Below are 14,909 nucleotides of genomic sequence, written 5' to 3'. Positions count from 1 at the left end.
AGCCCCTTTAGTTTAGGTTAGGCTGAGGCGTAAGACGAAGATAAGGTTTCACCACCACGTGCCCTTTCGGGAATTTCGCTTCTACTTCTTCCTGTTTTACGAACGGCAGAATCACGCAATCCTGCCCGTTTTCCCAGTTAGCCGGCGTGGCTACGCTGTGGTTGGCCGTTAATTGCAAAGAATCAATCACGCGCAAAATCTCAGCGAAGTTACGGCCGGTAGAGGCTGGGTACGTGAAGATCAGTTTCACTTTCTTGTCTGGTCCTACAATAAACACAGAACGTACCGTGAACGTATCGCTGGCGTTAGGGTGAATCATGTCATACAGGTCAGACACTTTACGGTCTGCATCTGCGATGATAGGGAAATTCACCGTGGTGTTCTGCGTCTCGTTGATGTCCTGAATCCAGCCGTGGTGCGAGTCAAGGGGGTCTACACTCAAAGCGGCCACTTTCACGCCTCTGCGGTCAAACTCGTCTTTGATACGGGCTACGGCACCCAGTTCGGTGGTACAAACCGGGGTATAGTCACGCGGGTGCGAAAACAAAACTGCCCAGCCATCGCCAATCCACTCATGGAAATGGATAGTGCCTTCTGAACTTTCTGCGGTAAAATCTGGAGCAATGTCGCCTAATCGTAATGCCATGGTTTTGTCTGTTCTATGGGTAAGTAAATGAGTTCTATTCTTGTTACTCCTCCTATCATTCATCTACACAGGTTATAAACCGAAAACTGCTTTAGAATCTCTATAGAAGAAGTAGACAAATTAAGACACCAATTACTGGAAATCCAACTAATCAGAAATAAAATTATTAAGTTAACAAAGGAAGTGAGCTTTCACCGCCAAGTTCCTTTTCCTGTGGTGTGGCTTCTCTTTGGTGCTGTTTTCCAGAAAAAGGGCTTGTATACGGTATAGCGGTAGACACTCGTAGGAGCTGCGCGCACTACGAGGTCTTTTGAGTGGACGGTATTGCTGCTCTTGCGCGATGATTGCTGGTAGTGATTCGGAAATATTCATTTGAGGCTGCCTCCTCACGGAAGTTGCAAACTTCCGGTCATGGTAGGTCCAAGTCACAGACTTGAACCATAATACTTTGTATTTTATACCAAACCTACTTTCCCCTTTCCAGTCTTTCCCGAGCGCGCCTCGCTTTTGGCCATAGACAGACACAAGCTAAGCGCAGAGGAAAAGGCAGGCCGAAAGGGCAGTGCGCGAGGGGAAGACGGGGCCTCGCGGCCGTGAGCGCACGGAGGGAAACCATGCAACAACAAAGCATTAGGGCTCCGCATCAACCCACCGCCACGCCAGTAACAGGCAAAATGCGTGCACAAAGCATCTTCCTTCTAGAATGGCAGTCCTTCAGGTTGTTGGTGATAACACCAACAACGGCGAAAGCAGCGCACCGCATCACCACGCCAGCAACAGGCAAACGGCATGTCCCAAAAGATGCCCAACCTCAGATTACCTTGCAAAAAAGAAAAGGCTGTTTCGACCTTCTTTCAGTCAAAACAGCCCTAAAACAAAAACATAAAAACTATATCTGATTCGCCTCTTCTTCTATCACCAACGCTGTGACTTTGGAGAAATCAGCGAGATAAGTAGTGTCCAGAATATCACAGGTGGCGTCCCGCACTCGTTTCATGAGCAGGCGAATCTCACAGGTAGCCTCGTCTACGCATTCTTCGCATTTACGGTAATACAGGTGACTAACGCAATGCACGGGAGCCAACGGTCCGTCTACCATTCTGATGACATTCCCCACCGAAATCTGCGCGGGGTCCTTCACCAGGGTATAGCCGCCGTTTTTGCCACGGGTGCTTTGCACAATTTGCTGCACCTTCAAATCTACCAGAATGGCTTCCAAGAACTTGCGCGGAATGCGCTCAGCGGCGGCAATCTCAGAGATAAGCACTAAACCGCGGTCATGCTGCTTCGCCAAATAAAGAAGCGCTTTGAGGGCGTACTTGGCTTTTTTTGAAATCATAATTAGGGAGAGAAAAGCGTGATTAAACCGCCTTCACCTTGAACTTCTTCTGCAACTCCTGAATAGAAGCCTTGAATTTTTTGTCGGTGTCAATCAGGTCAGACACGGTCTGTACTGAGTGAATAACCGTAGAATGGTCTCGGCCGCCAAAATGGTACCCAATGGACTTGAGCGAGTGGCTGGTGTATTCCTTCGCGAAATACATGGCCACCTGGCGCGCCGTCACAATCTCTTTCTTGCGGGTTTTGGCTTTCAAAGAATCCAGACTTACCTGGAAATACTCGGCTACGGTTTTCTGGATAAAATCCAGGTTTACTTCGGTTTCCACATCTTCAATGATGTGTTTCAGGGCCGCTTTCGCCAATTCCAGGTCAATCTCTTTGCGGTTCAAGGAGGACTGTGCTATCAACGAAATAAGCACACCTTCCAGTTCCCGCACGTTGGTATCCACGCTGTACGCCAGGTACTCAATCACGTTATCTGGGATGAGAATACCGTCGCTCTGCATCTTTTTGTAGATGATAGCCATACGGGTCTCAAAATCCGGGCTCTGCAAATCGGCTGTGAGGCCCCACTTAAAACGGGACAACAAACGCTCTTCCAAGCCTTTCAAATCGCGCGGCGGACAGTCTGAGGTCATCACAATCTGCTTTCCGCTTTGGTGCAGGTGGTTGAAGATGTGGAAGAACATCTCCTGGGTTTTCTCCTTGCCGCTCAGGAACTGCACGTCATCAATGATGAGGATGTCTACCAACAGGTAAAAATTGGCGAAATCCTGCACGTTGTTCGTCTTCAAAGACTCAATGAACTGGTTCACGAACTTCTCAGAAGACACGTACAGCACGAACTTGTCTGGGTTGTTGCTCTTGATGTGGTTGCCTATGGCCTGTACCAGGTGGGTCTTGCCCAACCCTACGCCGCCGTACACCATTAAGGGGTTGAAGGACGTGGTACCCGGTTTATTGGCTACGGCGTAACCAGCCGAACGGGCAAGGCGGTTGCAGTCGCCCTCAATGTAGTTCTCAAAGGTATAACTCTGGTTCAGCTGCGAGTTGAAGAAGTGCCGGTCAATGGATTTTGACTCAAACGGGTTCTTCAGGAAGCTGCGCTCTGGGCTATAGGAGTTAGAAACAGCGGCAGGTACTTTTTTGGTAGGGATGCTAACGGTCTGCGGTTTGCTGTGGTCGTTGCCTTGGTCTACTATAATAGAATACTCCAGGCGGCCTTCGCTGCCCAGTTCCTGGAACACCACTTTCTTGAGCAGGCCCACGTAATGTTCCTCCAGCCATTCATAAAAAAATTGGCTGGGGACCTGGATGGTCAATACGTTATTAGCCAAAGACAATGGCGTAATAGGCTCGAACCACGTCTTGTAGCTCTGCTCGCCAATATTGTCTTTGATAACCTGTAAACAGTTATGCCAGACGGTTGTACAGTCTTTTACCATTAACATCGCTTCTTCCAATCCCGCGTTTAAATGAGTGTCGTTTTCTTGAGGGGGTTACAAAAATGGAAAAAAACTCTTGAACAAAAAACTTGAACCTTATGAAATTCTGACACTATTATTTAAAGGCAGAACGGAGGCCGTGGTGCTTGTTTTTGATTTATTTTTTCTGTTAAAGGAGTAATCTATGCGGCCCAGGTTGATGCCCGACCAGCCCACCTGGTTCACCAACGTCACGTGCCCGGTGGCATGCGTGATTTTCTCGGGCTCATCCAGGAACGTATGGGTGTGTCCGCCAATAATGAGGTCAATGCCGCTTACCTGCTGGGCCAGTTTGCGGTCATCTATCTTCTCGTACTCATACGAATACCCCAGGTGCGACAAGCAAATGACCAAATCCACGTTTTCCTGCTCTTTCAGCGTTTTCACCATGTTATTGGCCGTAGCCACGGGATCCAGGTATTTGGTGCCGGCATAGTTATTATCGGCCACCAGACCGGCCAGTTGAATGCCCAGCCCGAACACGCCGATGCGCACGCCTTCCTTCACAAAGACTTTATACGGCTGGAACTTGCCTTTCAGGATAGTGTCTGAGAAGTCATAATTGGCCACAATGAACGGAAAACCGGCATGCGGCAATTGTTTTTGCAGCCCCTCCAGCCCGTTGTCAAAGTCATGGTTGCCCAACGTAGCGGCGTCATAGGCCATCTGGGTCATGAGTTTGTACTCCAGCTCTCCGCCGAAGAAGTTGAAATACGGCGTACCCTGCCAGATATCACCAGCATCCAGCAACAGCACATTTGGTACCTGCGCCCTAATCTGTTTCACCAACGTAGCCCGGCGGGCCATGCCGCCCATGCCCCCGTATTTGCGCCCATCGTTGGGGAACGGGTCAATGCGGGAATGCATGTCATTGGTGTGTAAAATAGTCAGTTTAATAGGAGCCGTAGCGGCATCTGCCAGGCTGGGAAGTCCCAGCATCGCCAAACCCGCCGTTCCGGCCACGGTATTCTTTATAAAATCGCGACGATTCATTGTTTTAGTAGCAAGTATCGTGTAGCAAGTAACACGACTATTGTTTAAAATTGATGAGTTGGTTGTAGCTCGTATTTCGCCGCACAGGCAATCAAATTGGTTCAATTTTGTCGTGCTACTTGATACGAACTACTTGATACTAGTTTAAGACTTTCACACGCCCGTCTTTCTCGGCTACAATGGGTTTCCCCTGAGCGGTGCGCTGTTTTATTTCCTGCATGATAGCGTCCCGAGCCAGCAAGCCGGTTTGCTCTACTTTAAGGGCGTTTTTCAGGAAACCCATGTTATCGCCGCCGTTGGCCAGGTAATCTGAGATAGCCAGGGTGTAGGTTTTGTTTACATCAAAGGGTTTGCCGCCAATGAAGATGCTTTCTACCTGGCTGTTGCGCATGGTGTAGGTCGCGTTTGCCACAAACAGGATTTTGGTGCGGGCCGCGAAATCAAACATCTCTTTCACGGTTGCCCCCGAAAGGGTGAGCACCAGCATCTCGTTTTCAAAGGGCATCAGCTCAAATACATCGCCCACGGTGATGGGGCCTTTGTCTATTGGGTTACGCAGTCCGCCGTTGGTCATGGCGCCCATGTCAATGGGTTTGTGGTAGACTTGCATGGTTTGGCTGCGACTCAAATCTGCCACAAAATTCCCGAGCGGCGACTCAATAACTCCCCGGTCAATGGCTTGGGGGGCCTGCCCTATCACCTCGTTCATGGTTTGGTCCACGCGGGTACGGTAAGGGGTAATGGTGCTCTCAGCGGTTGGGTCTGCAGAGATCTGGGTGTTAACCTGAATATCGGTGGTGGGTGAGAGACTAACGGCAGGAACCAACTCCTTCTGGCACCCGGCCAGCAGCAAGGTCAGAGTCAGGCTAAAAGCGAGGTGGCGAGTACGGAAATATGTGGAAATAGACATGTTTAAATACGGATTTTATCAAAGGTACTAGGCGGGGCCTGAAAACCCAACGGCGTATCTGGGGTGCTTTCGCCATTTTAACGCAAAAACAGTTCCAGTTGACATACCAGGATCTTCCTTAACCCCTTGACTTTTAAATAGTTTATTTCTATACTTGTTACCCTCCAGAGCAAAAGGTATCTGGACAGGATTACAAGCGCAGAGACCCATGATGCTTCAAATCAACCGGTTCTTTTCTCTACAGGTAAACCTACGGCAGTTAACGCGGTTACAGCCGCTATGCCCCATGTACCCGCTTGCCAGCAAGGAAGATAGTACGCTTCCGCCTGTTTTTATCGCTTTGTTTTCGCACTCTGGTGCACCGCCCGCTTACTGTTCATTCCTGGCCATGGCAAGGCCTCCCGGCTGAACAGAAACCCTTTTTAAACGTATACTAATATCCTTCTGAACGTTTGTTATGCTGCTTTTACAAAGTAGCCTGCAAACCCAGAAGTGATGCTCTGATTCCCAGATTTTCCTTTGCAAAAAGGATGGCTTGTGTTTTCAGACAGTTTACTTATCACCTAATATCCAAAACCAACACAACCATGAACACCTCCTATTTACAGTACAGTAAATTCATTCTTTTAAAAGTTAGTTTTGACGCCGTTTTGTTCGAGAAAGAGTTTCGGAAATGCCTGCGCCTATTGCTGACTCATGAAATAAGAGAATTGAAGCGCTGGTGTCGGGCTACTTTTCCTAAAAATTTCAGAGGCATTATGGGTCGGTGCTTCCGGTATTTCTGGCGGAACAATACTTCTGCGGCTGCTCCACAGAAAGTAGGAATCGCTCAATAATTAACTCTATCTCAAAGGGGAGTTTTCCTCTCTAACTTACTTCATCCCCGTTCCTGGTCTTAACAAGACCGCGAACGGGGATTCTGTTTTAAGCGCGTTTCCCGAAAAATAGCCTGAAATCAGCTTAGGTTCTCCTAACTCTTTCCGGCCAGGCGTGGTCCTACTTCACCAGAGGTGTACCATTTCGGGTTTTGGCGTATCTTGCAGAGCCCACCAACAAGGCACCGCCATGGAATCTGAAAACAAACTACCCACGCACCCCAACTTTCCGCTTGCCACCCAGGTTTTACTGGTCCGTCCGGCCCGCTTCGGCGCTAACCCAGAGACCGCAGCCACCAACAGTTTCCAGCAGGAAGTTCCGGCGGGCGCCGAAAACCAGGTGCAGCAGAAAGCGCTGGACGAGTTCAACCAGTTTCTGCTAAAACTGTGGGCCTCCCGCATAGATGCCGTGGTGCTGGATGATGTGGAAGACCCCGCCACGCCCGATGCCGTTTTCCCCAACAACTGGATTTCCTTCCATGAAGGCGGCAAAGTGGTGCTCTACCCCTTGTTCTCCCCTACCCGCCGGTTGGAACGTCACCCAGCCTTGTTAGCCCAACTACAGGAAGAGCACGACCTGCCCTTCACCCAGGTCATTGATCTCACGCACTTTGAGAACGAGGGCAAGTTTCTGGAAGGCACCGGCAGTCTGGTGCTGGACCGCCAACATAAAATCGCCTACGCCTGCCTTTCAGAACGCACCCACCCAGAACCGCTGCAAGCCTTCTGCGAACAACTGGGGTACCGGCCTATTGTATTCCATGCGGTTGACGGCAATGGCCTGCCCATTTACCACACGAACGTCATCCTCAGCATTGGCGCCGATTTCGCGCTGGTGTGCCTGGAAGCCATCCCAGACGAAGAGGAACAAGGCCTGTTGCTGGAAGCCTTGGTAGACACTGGCAAAGAAATCTTGGATTTAAGTTTGGCCCAGGTGAAGAAAATGGCCGGAAACATGCTGCAGGTGCGCAACAAAGCCGGCGAGCCCGTGCTGGTGATGTCTGATAAAGGCTACAAAGCTCTTCGCAAAGACCAATTTGAAGAACTCAACCGCCGCACCAAAATCATGCGCTCAGACCTGAGAACCATTGAACTCCACGGCGGCGGCAGTGCCCGCTGTATGCTAGCGGAGATTTATAAATAAGGTTGTTGGTTGGGGATCTTATAACCAAAAGCTGGCGCGAGTCTCTGACTCGTGCCTACGGATGATGGCTAGTCTCTGACTAGCCTCGCTGCAACGCAGCGAAACACACGCATTGCAGAGTTCACCACCCCGCCCTCCGGGCACCCCTCCTAAACTAGGAGGGGAGTTTCTGGCTTTCACCGCTATACCGCTTACTCAAAAGACCTCGCAGCGTCTTTCAGACCTGCGAGCGTCTGTGCCAAGACCTTTCCCTCCTCACCAATCAGGAGATTGGCTGTCCAATGGTGCGTAGAGCGCTGGCGCTAACTCTACGCACTGCATTCATCAACTCCTACAGATTCTGAATAACCTGCCGCAACTTCTGGGCATCTGAGGTGGCGTTACCGCCAATGGTGTTGTTGAAAAAGCACCAGACCGTTTTCTCGTCCAGAAGCCAATCCTGGGCCATGTAGGCGAAGCGTTCCAGTTCCTCGTCGGGGTAGGCGCCGCGGTAAAGTTGCTCGTGGCCGTGCAGGCGCAGGTACACGGTGTCAGTAGTGGCGGCCGCTAAGCCAGGCCAACGCTTGCCCGCACTTATCACCACCAGGGAGATGTTGTATTCCTCCAGCAGCTCCAGCACCTTTTCGGTGTGCCAAGACGCGTGCCGAACTTCCAGGGCAAAGACGGTAGTGGGGTACAGAGTACGCAACAACTTGAAAAAGTGCTTCGCTATTAACTCATTGAAATGGAAAGAACCCGGCAACTGCACTAACACTGGACCTAGCCGCTCGCCCATGACCAGAAAGCGGTCCATCCACTTGCGCAATGGGTCTTCAATGTTCTGCAAGCGGTTTTCGTGGGTGATGGACCGGTGCAGTTTGGGCGCGAATTTGAAATGAGCCGGCGTTTGTTCCAGCCATTTCAAGATGGTCTTCTCCATGGTGAAATGGTAGAAACTGCTGTTGACCTCGGTGCAATTGAAGTGCTGCGCGTAGAACGGCAACATCTCCGCCGATTTAATGTCTTCCGGGTAAAAGATGCCTTTCCAGGCGTAGCTAAAACCAGAGGTGCCAATGTACAAATTCTCCTGGGCGCTTTCCATGCTGCATACAGACGAATAAATTGCCGCTGGGTTTTACTCATTTTCAGCCTCGTTTCAGAAAAGAGGGGTCAAACAGAAGCATAAGCTGCGTTCGTAGAAGAAACAAACTGCCCAAGGCTGTCTATAAGAAGATACTCATTCTGTTTTACTGCTTGGAACCAGAAGAGAATGAAAGAGCGCGAACATGCCGCTGCTGCTAAAAACCAATCCTGTTGCTTTTGCTTGTAAGAGCCTGTTTGTGGCTTATTTTACATAAAACACCAATAAAACGCTCATCGTATTTGCCGCGGATGCCGTAGAACAGTTCGGGCAAAAAGCTATCTTTACCACTTACACGCCTGCTCTTTTTATGACTGACACTTCCTCTTCTGAGGCATTATTCCCCGAGTTTGAGCCAGTATCGGCTGAACAATGGGCCGCCAAAATAGAACAAGACCTGAAAGGCACCAACCCCGCCGACCTAAATTGGCAGAGTTACGAAGGCATTGAGGTGGCTCCTTTTTACACGAGAGAACACTTACCGCAGAACCCGTCCCTGAACACCTTGCCGGGTCAGTACCCGTTCCTGCGCACCGCCAAGACCGATAAAAACAATTGGCTAAACCTGCAGCCTGTCCATTCCAAAGAGAAAGGCCGCGATGCCATTGACAAGGCTGTGACGGCGCTTTCCCGCGGGGCAGATGGTATTCACTTCATCATTGAAAAAGGCTACGAGTTTGACACCGATTACCTGATTCAGGAGATTGACTTAACTAAGGTTCCGGTCTCTTACACCGTTTCTACCGAGGCCGCTAATTTTCTCCACCACCTAATTACAGGGTTGTACCGCAAGAAAATCAGCTTAAACCAGTTGAACGGGTTCCTGAAATGCGCGCCCATTCTGTCCTCTGAAAGTTACAAGCAGTTAGACATGGAGCATGCCCTGCACTTGCTGGAGCAAACGCTGGATGCCCCTAACTTTTACGCCCTCACCATTAACGGAGCACACTTCAGCAACAAGGGCGCAACGTTGGTGCAGGAGATAGCCATTACGCTGGCTATAGCCGTTTGCTACACCAATGGTCTTAATACTGAGATTACGCCGGTGCAGCGCATCTTCCAGAACATGCAGTTCCACCTGACGGCGGGCACCAACTATTTCTTTGAGATTGCCAAGTTCAGGGCGGTGCGGTTGCTGTGGGCTAAGATTGTGGAAGCCTTCGGGGCACCCGTTGAAACCGCCGGCGACTTGCGCATCCATGCCTCTACCTCGCGGTGGCACCAAACTACGCTGGACCCGCACACTAACCTGCTGCGCCACACCACTCAGATGATGAGCGCCATTATTGGGGGCGTTGACTCCGTAGAAGTAGAGCCCTTTGACAGCATTTTCCGGCAGCCCAATGAGTTTAGTGAGCGCATTGCGCGCAACATTCCCATTATTCTGAAAGAGGAAGCCTATTTGCACGAGGCCATTGATCCGGCGGCGGGTTCTTATTACCTGGAGTACCTCACGCAGCAGATTGCGGAGAAAGCCTGGGCGCTGTTCCAGGATATTGAAGCCCAGGGTGGCTTTATTCCTGCCTCCAATGCGGGCTATATTCAGGAAATGCTCAAGGAAACGAGCACCCAGAAGTTCAAAGACATTGCCAGCGGCAAAGAGGTGATTGTGGGCACCAACAAGTTCCCCAACACCACGGAGCAGCACGAATATGACCCCGAAAAACTGATCCAGAGCAAACAGTTTGACAATACGCGCGCCGCGTATTCTTACGAGGTGATGCGCCTGGCCACCGAACTGCACTACCGCAAGAAGAACCGTCGTCCGCATGCGTTGGTGGTGCACATGGGCCAAGCGCTACAGGAGCATATTCACGCTTCCTTCGCCCGCGAGTTCTTTACCTGCTCCGGCTTTACGACGCAGATCCTTAAGTTTGACAGTGTCTCTTCGGCCTTGGCCCAGGTGAAGAACCTGGACGTGCAGGTGATTGTGATGGCCGCCCCCGAAAAGCAGTTTCAGGAGTTCGCCCAGACCTTCGCTCAAGGCATGCGCGCCCAGCAGAAGCAGGGACCCGCCTTGATTCTCGCCGATGACCCCCTGCACCTGAAAGACGAGCTCCGCGCCCACGGCTTTGACGAGTTTCTGTTCCAGGGCTGTGACACCAAGGAAATCATTACCAGAATCCAGGAAAGGCTAGGCGCGTGACGCGCGATGTGCGTCAGTTCTGAGTCCTGAGTTTTGAGTTCTGAGTCTTGGGTTTTAGAATATCGTTTTGGGAAGGCTCTTTCTTCCTCTTTGCAGACTCACTCCCCCACTTTGTCATCCTGAAAGGATCTTGTGGGCGAACTAGTCAGGCACAGTAGCAATGAAACAACCTAAAAGCTTTCTATGATGGAGTGCCCAATGACCTAGAACCTCGTTTATAAAAGAAGAAGGCAATTGAGCAAACCCAAGATGGGCATTCCCACTTAGCTGACTGAATTACCGCTTGCTCACAAGATCCTTTCAGGATGACAAAAGTGGGTGAGTTAGACAATACCAAACTATGAAACCAGATTTCACCAAGATACCCTTCACGTTTTCGGGCTCGAATGGCCAGAAGAAGCCAAAAACGACCCCGAAGACCTGGAAAACCGCCGAGCGTCTGCCTTTGCAGAACTTCTACACCAAAGAAGACACGGCCGCCTTTGAACACCTGGACTTTGCCGCCGGGCTGCCGCCGTATTTGCGCGGGCCCTACAGCACCATGTACGTAAAGAACCCATGGACCATACGCCAGTACGCGGGCTTCAGCACCGCCGAGGAATCCAATGCGTTTTACCGCCGCAATCTGGCAGCTGGTCAAAAAGGCTTGTCGGTGGCGTTTGATTTGGCTACGCACCGGGGCTATGATTCTGATCACCCGCGCGTGGTGGGTGATGTGGGCAAAGCCGGCGTGGCCATCGATTCCATTCTGGACATGAAGATCCTGTTTGACCAGATTCCGCTGGACCAGATGAGCGTGTCTATGACCATGAACGGGGCCGTGTTGCCTATTCTGGCCTTCTACATTGTGGCCGCTGAGGAACAAGGGGTGAGACCCGAGCAACTAAGCGGCACCATCCAGAATGATATCCTGAAGGAGTTCATGGTGCGCAACACCTACATCTATCCGCCGGAGCCCAGTATGAAGATTATCGCCGATATCTTTGCCTACACCTCCCGGCACATGCCCAAGTTCAACTCCATCTCCATCTCGGGCTACCACATGCAGGAAGCTGGGGCCACGGCAGATCTGGAGTTGGCTTATACGTTGGCCGATGGCCTGGAATACGTGCGGACCGGTTTGGCGGCGGGTATGGACATTGACACCTTCGCCCCGCGCCTATCGTTTTTCTGGGCCATTGGTATGAACCACTTCATGGAAATTGCCAAGATGCGCGCCGCTCGTATGCTGTGGGCCAAACTCATCAAGCAGTTCAACCCGAAGAGCGACAAATCACTGGCCTTGCGCACGCACTGCCAAACCTCGGGCTGGAGTTTAACCGAGCAGGACCCCTTCAACAACGTGGCCCGCACCACTGTAGAGGCCTTGGCTGCCGCGCTGGGCGGAACCCAAAGTTTGCACACCAACGCCTTGGATGAGGCCATTGCATTGCCTACCGATTTCTCGGCGCGTATTGCCCGTAACACCCAGATTTACCTGCAGCAGGAAACCCATATCACTAAAACCGTAGATCCTTGGGGTGGCTCTTATTATGTGGAAGCCCTCACCCACCAACTCGCGCACCGCGCCTGGGACTTGATTCAGGAAGTAGAACGGCTGGGCGGTATGGCCAAAGCCATTGAAACCGGTTTGCCCAAAATGCGCATTGAGGAAGCTGCCGCCCGCAAACAGGCGCGCATTGACGCAGGCAAAGACGTGATTGTGGGCGTGAACAAATTCCGTCCGGACACGGAAGAAAAGCTGGAGATTCTGGACATTGACAACACCGCCGTACGGGAATCCCAACTAGCCCGACTAGCGCAACTACGTGAGAACCGTGATGATGCCGCTGTGTTCGCGGCTATGGATGCGCTCACCAATGCCGCTGAAACGGGCGAGGGTAACCTGCTGGAACTAGCGGTAAATGCTGCCCGCGTGCGGTGCAGTTTGGGAGAGATCTCGTATGCCTTAGAAAAAGTATTCGGCCGCCACAGGGCCACCATCAGATCCATATCCGGCGTGTACAGTTCAGAGATTTCAGACGACGAGAACTTCGGCAAAGCCCAGGCGCTTGCCGACCAATTTGCGGAGCAGGAAGGCCGCCGCCCCAGAATCATGGTCGCCAAAATGGGCCAGGACGGCCATGACCGCGGCTCCAAAGTAATCGCCACCTCCTTTGCTGACCTCGGCTTTGACGTGGACTTAGGGCCATTGTTCCAAACTCCGGAGGAAGTAGCCTTGCAAGCCGCTGAAAACGATGTGCACGTGGTTGGCGTAAGCAGTCTGGCCGCGGGACACAAAACCCTCATTCCAGCGCTGATCTCTGAACTGAAAAAGTTGGGTAGGGAAGACATCATGGTCATCGCCGGAGGCGTGATTCCCGCCCAGGATTACCAGTTCTTGTATGACGCGGGCGTAGCGGGCGTGTTTGGTCCGGGTACGGTGATTAGCGTGGCCGCGCAGGATATTTTAGAGAAGTTATTGAAAGGATAAGCATCCTAACCTTACCGCAACATGGATTTACACGAACTGTTTGTTCACATTCCCGAAGCTCTGGTAGCCATTGCCCCAGACTATACGGTGCTGGAAGCCACTGATAAGTACTTAGGCCTGGTCCTGCGCACCCGTGAACAACTGATCGGGAAAAACCTGCTGGAATCTTTCCCAGATAGCCCCAGTGATGCAGATTCCAAAAATGAATCGCTGCTGCGACAATCTATTGACCGGACTTTTCGGGAGAAAACCGTTACCTACTTTGAGGTGCTGCGCTATGACATCGCTCGGCCAGAGGCCGAAGGCGGTGGTTTTGAAACCCGCTACTGGGAAGCGTCGCACACGCCGGTGCTGGACCAAAGCGGCAACGTAAAATATATTATTCGGCGTACTGCCAATGTGACGGCCCGCGAACTGGCCCGGCAGGCGCAGCTAGAATCTGAGAACAAGTTCAAGTTCATGACAGATGCCGTGCCGCAGCTTATCCATACGGCAGATACGCAGGGTAACGTGACCTACGTGAACCAACGCTGGCTTACTTACACGGGGCTTTCCACGGAAGAACTGCTGGGAACCGGCTGGCGTAACACCTTTCACCCCGATGATTTGGCGGCAATTCAGAAAAAGATGCAGGAGGCGCTGCCCGGCAATCAGGAGTTTCAGGCCGAGGTGCGCATCAAGAACAAAGACGGCAATTACCGTTGGCATGTAACCAGAAGTTTGCCCCTCGTGAACCTGGAAGGAAACGTAACCATGCGGGTGGGCAGCAATTCAGACATCCATGACACCAAACTGATGGTGCAAGAATTACTGGAAAGCAACGAGCAAATGTCTCACCTGTCTGACCAGATCCAACTGGCGTTTCAGAGAGCCGAGGCCGAGCGTGGTACATTGGAGCGCCTCATCATGAAAGCGCCCGCTTTCTTCTGCATTCTTAAAAGCCCTGGCCACCGTTACGAACTCATCAACCCAGAATACCAGAAGCTCTTCCCCGGCCGCGACCTGCTTCATAAAACCGTGGCCGAGGCGCTTCCAGAAATTGCCGAACAGGGTTTTATTGAGATTTTGGACAACGTGTACCAAACCGGTGAGGATTTTGTGGCCAAAGAAGTGCCCGTCATGATTGGCCGCACCGATGCTCAAGCCCTGGAACAGATTTACATCAATTTTACCTACCAGGCCCTCTATACCGAAACGCAGGAAATTGAAGGCATTCTGGTGTTTGGCTATGAAGTCACCGAACAGGTGAAATACGCCCAGAAATTAAAAAAATTGGGTTACCAGGAAAATGGTACAAACGCACCAGAAACCGCTTCATAGCCCCGCATGAACGTAGCCGAACTGGATTTTCAGCAGCTTAGGATCAAGCACATCCTCTACAAGTCTAAAGTACGCTCGGTGCTTTATGTAAGTAGTGGCGTGTATGACGCTGCCTATTTCTCCTCGGCAAACCCGGTCACCGAATGGTTCAACTCCATAGGTCTCAAGAAATACCGCCACCACACCACCATGGTCACGTTGTATGAACTGCAAGAGGACATACAACGTACCGCCCGCCACCTGTTCAGCCTCTACCAATCAGGCAAAATTGACCTGGCCCAGCAAGGCCTAAGCACCATTGAAAAAAAAATCGGCCAAGTTTATCTCTCAGCTTTCCCAGTTGGAGAATAGTTTGAGGGATTGAGAGTGATTCCCCTACTATTCCAATGAAGGGAGGAGTTAGTAGAGGAAAATATTAAGGTTAATGAAGGCGGCGTAATCCTGCCTATAGATTACT

The 14,909-nt window shown here is 51.4% G+C and carries 12 protein-coding genes; 6 read left to right on the top strand and 6 right to left on the bottom strand.

Annotated elements, in window-relative coordinates:
• Positions 1–7: 7 nt before the first annotated feature.
• The gene (locus tag ACY0JR_RS20650) at positions 8–646 is read right to left on the bottom strand and encodes a peroxiredoxin (RefSeq protein WP_462636066.1); all 639 of its coding nucleotides are present in this window, start codon (positions 644–646) and stop codon (positions 8–10) included.
• A gap of 614 nt (positions 647–1,260) precedes the next feature.
• Between ACY0JR_RS20650 and ACY0JR_RS20645 the strand changes: the two genes are divergently transcribed.
• A complete protein-coding gene (locus ACY0JR_RS20645; protein ID WP_462636065.1) occupies positions 1,261–1,545 on the top strand; it encodes a hypothetical protein in 285 nt (94 codons plus the stop codon).
• Here ACY0JR_RS20645 and ACY0JR_RS20640 read toward each other — a convergent pair.
• From ACY0JR_RS20640 to ACY0JR_RS20625, 4 genes are all read right to left on the bottom strand, one after another.
• The gene (locus ACY0JR_RS20640) at positions 1,536–1,985 is read right to left on the bottom strand and encodes an RrF2 family transcriptional regulator (RefSeq protein WP_462636064.1); all 450 of its coding nucleotides are present in this window, start codon (positions 1,983–1,985) and stop codon (positions 1,536–1,538) included. The genes ACY0JR_RS20645 and ACY0JR_RS20640 overlap by 10 nt on opposite strands.
• Positions 1,986–2,007: 22 nt before the next feature.
• Complete coding sequence (gene dnaA / locus ACY0JR_RS20635) at positions 2,008–3,432, bottom strand: chromosomal replication initiator protein DnaA (protein WP_462636063.1); 1,425 nt, start codon at positions 3,430–3,432, stop codon at positions 2,008–2,010.
• A 96-nt stretch (positions 3,433–3,528) separates the two neighbouring features.
• Complete coding sequence (locus ACY0JR_RS20630) at positions 3,529–4,464, bottom strand: bifunctional metallophosphatase/5'-nucleotidase (protein WP_462636062.1); 936 nt, start codon at positions 4,462–4,464, stop codon at positions 3,529–3,531.
• A 139-nt stretch (positions 4,465–4,603) separates the two neighbouring features.
• Entirely contained in the window at positions 4,604–5,374 is a 771-nt protein-coding gene (locus tag ACY0JR_RS20625) for a 5'-nucleotidase C-terminal domain-containing protein (protein WP_462636061.1), read from the bottom strand.
• Between the two features lie 1,065 nt (positions 5,375–6,439).
• Between ACY0JR_RS20625 and ctlX the strand changes: the two genes are divergently transcribed.
• Complete coding sequence (gene ctlX, locus ACY0JR_RS20620; protein ID WP_462636060.1) at positions 6,440–7,393, top strand: citrulline utilization hydrolase CtlX; 954 nt, start codon at positions 6,440–6,442, stop codon at positions 7,391–7,393.
• 331 nt (positions 7,394–7,724) lie between these two features.
• Here ctlX and ACY0JR_RS20615 read toward each other — a convergent pair whose 3' ends face one another.
• Complete coding sequence (locus ACY0JR_RS20615) at positions 7,725–8,474, bottom strand: DUF72 domain-containing protein (protein ID WP_462636059.1); 750 nt, start codon at positions 8,472–8,474, stop codon at positions 7,725–7,727.
• A gap of 349 nt (positions 8,475–8,823) precedes the next feature.
• Here ACY0JR_RS20615 and ACY0JR_RS20610 point away from each other — a divergent pair, with 349 nt between their 5' ends.
• The 4 genes from ACY0JR_RS20610 to ACY0JR_RS20595 all read left to right on the top strand — a co-directional run bounded on the left by ACY0JR_RS20610 (position 8,824) and on the right by ACY0JR_RS20595 (position 14,803).
• Positions 8,824–10,659: a methylmalonyl-CoA mutase family protein gene (locus ACY0JR_RS20610; protein WP_462636058.1), complete on the top strand. Its 1,836-nt coding sequence runs from the start codon at positions 8,824–8,826 to the stop codon at positions 10,657–10,659.
• Positions 10,660–10,999: 340 nt separating this feature from the next.
• Complete coding sequence (scpA, locus tag ACY0JR_RS20605) at positions 11,000–13,132, top strand: methylmalonyl-CoA mutase (RefSeq protein WP_462636057.1); 2,133 nt, start codon at positions 11,000–11,002, stop codon at positions 13,130–13,132.
• Between the two features lie 21 nt (positions 13,133–13,153).
• Positions 13,154–14,452, top strand: coding sequence for a PAS domain-containing protein (locus ACY0JR_RS20600; protein WP_462636056.1), 1,299 nt, complete (start codon positions 13,154–13,156; stop codon positions 14,450–14,452).
• A 6-nt stretch (positions 14,453–14,458) separates the two neighbouring features.
• On the top strand, positions 14,459–14,803 hold the full coding sequence (locus ACY0JR_RS20595; RefSeq protein WP_462636055.1) for a histidine kinase: 345 nt from the start codon (positions 14,459–14,461) through the stop codon (positions 14,801–14,803).
• Positions 14,804–14,909 lie beyond the last annotated feature (106 nt).

The sequence above is a fragment of the Rufibacter sp. JT3400010 genome (genome assembly GCF_054956755.1).
This window is presented reverse-complemented; position numbering and strand designations above follow the sequence as displayed.

What these genes read in the sequence shown, in the direction of transcription:
- ACY0JR_RS20650 (WP_462636066.1), bottom strand. Translation starts at nt 646, where the DNA reads ATGGCATTACGATTAGGCGACATTGCTCCAGATTTTACCGCAGAAAGT.
- ACY0JR_RS20645 (WP_462636065.1), top strand. Translation starts at nt 1,261, where the DNA reads ATGCAACAACAAAGCATTAGGGCTCCGCATCAACCCACCGCCACGCCA.
- ACY0JR_RS20640 (WP_462636064.1), bottom strand. Translation starts at nt 1,985, where the DNA reads ATGATTTCAAAAAAAGCCAAGTACGCCCTCAAAGCGCTTCTTTATTTG.
- dnaA (WP_462636063.1), bottom strand. Translation starts at nt 3,432, where the DNA reads ATGGTAAAAGACTGTACAACCGTCTGGCATAACTGTTTACAGGTTATC.
- ACY0JR_RS20630 (WP_462636062.1), bottom strand. Translation starts at nt 4,464, where the DNA reads ATGAATCGTCGCGATTTTATAAAGAATACCGTGGCCGGAACGGCGGGT.
- ACY0JR_RS20625 (WP_462636061.1), bottom strand. Translation starts at nt 5,374, where the DNA reads ATGTCTATTTCCACATATTTCCGTACTCGCCACCTCGCTTTTAGCCTG.
- ctlX (WP_462636060.1), top strand. Translation starts at nt 6,440, where the DNA reads ATGGAATCTGAAAACAAACTACCCACGCACCCCAACTTTCCGCTTGCC.
- ACY0JR_RS20615 (WP_462636059.1), bottom strand. Translation starts at nt 8,474, where the DNA reads ATGGAAAGCGCCCAGGAGAATTTGTACATTGGCACCTCTGGTTTTAGC.
- ACY0JR_RS20610 (WP_462636058.1), top strand. Translation starts at nt 8,824, where the DNA reads ATGACTGACACTTCCTCTTCTGAGGCATTATTCCCCGAGTTTGAGCCA.
- scpA (WP_462636057.1), top strand. Translation starts at nt 11,000, where the DNA reads ATGAAACCAGATTTCACCAAGATACCCTTCACGTTTTCGGGCTCGAAT.
- ACY0JR_RS20600 (WP_462636056.1), top strand. Translation starts at nt 13,154, where the DNA reads ATGGATTTACACGAACTGTTTGTTCACATTCCCGAAGCTCTGGTAGCC.
- ACY0JR_RS20595 (WP_462636055.1), top strand. Translation starts at nt 14,459, where the DNA reads ATGAACGTAGCCGAACTGGATTTTCAGCAGCTTAGGATCAAGCACATC.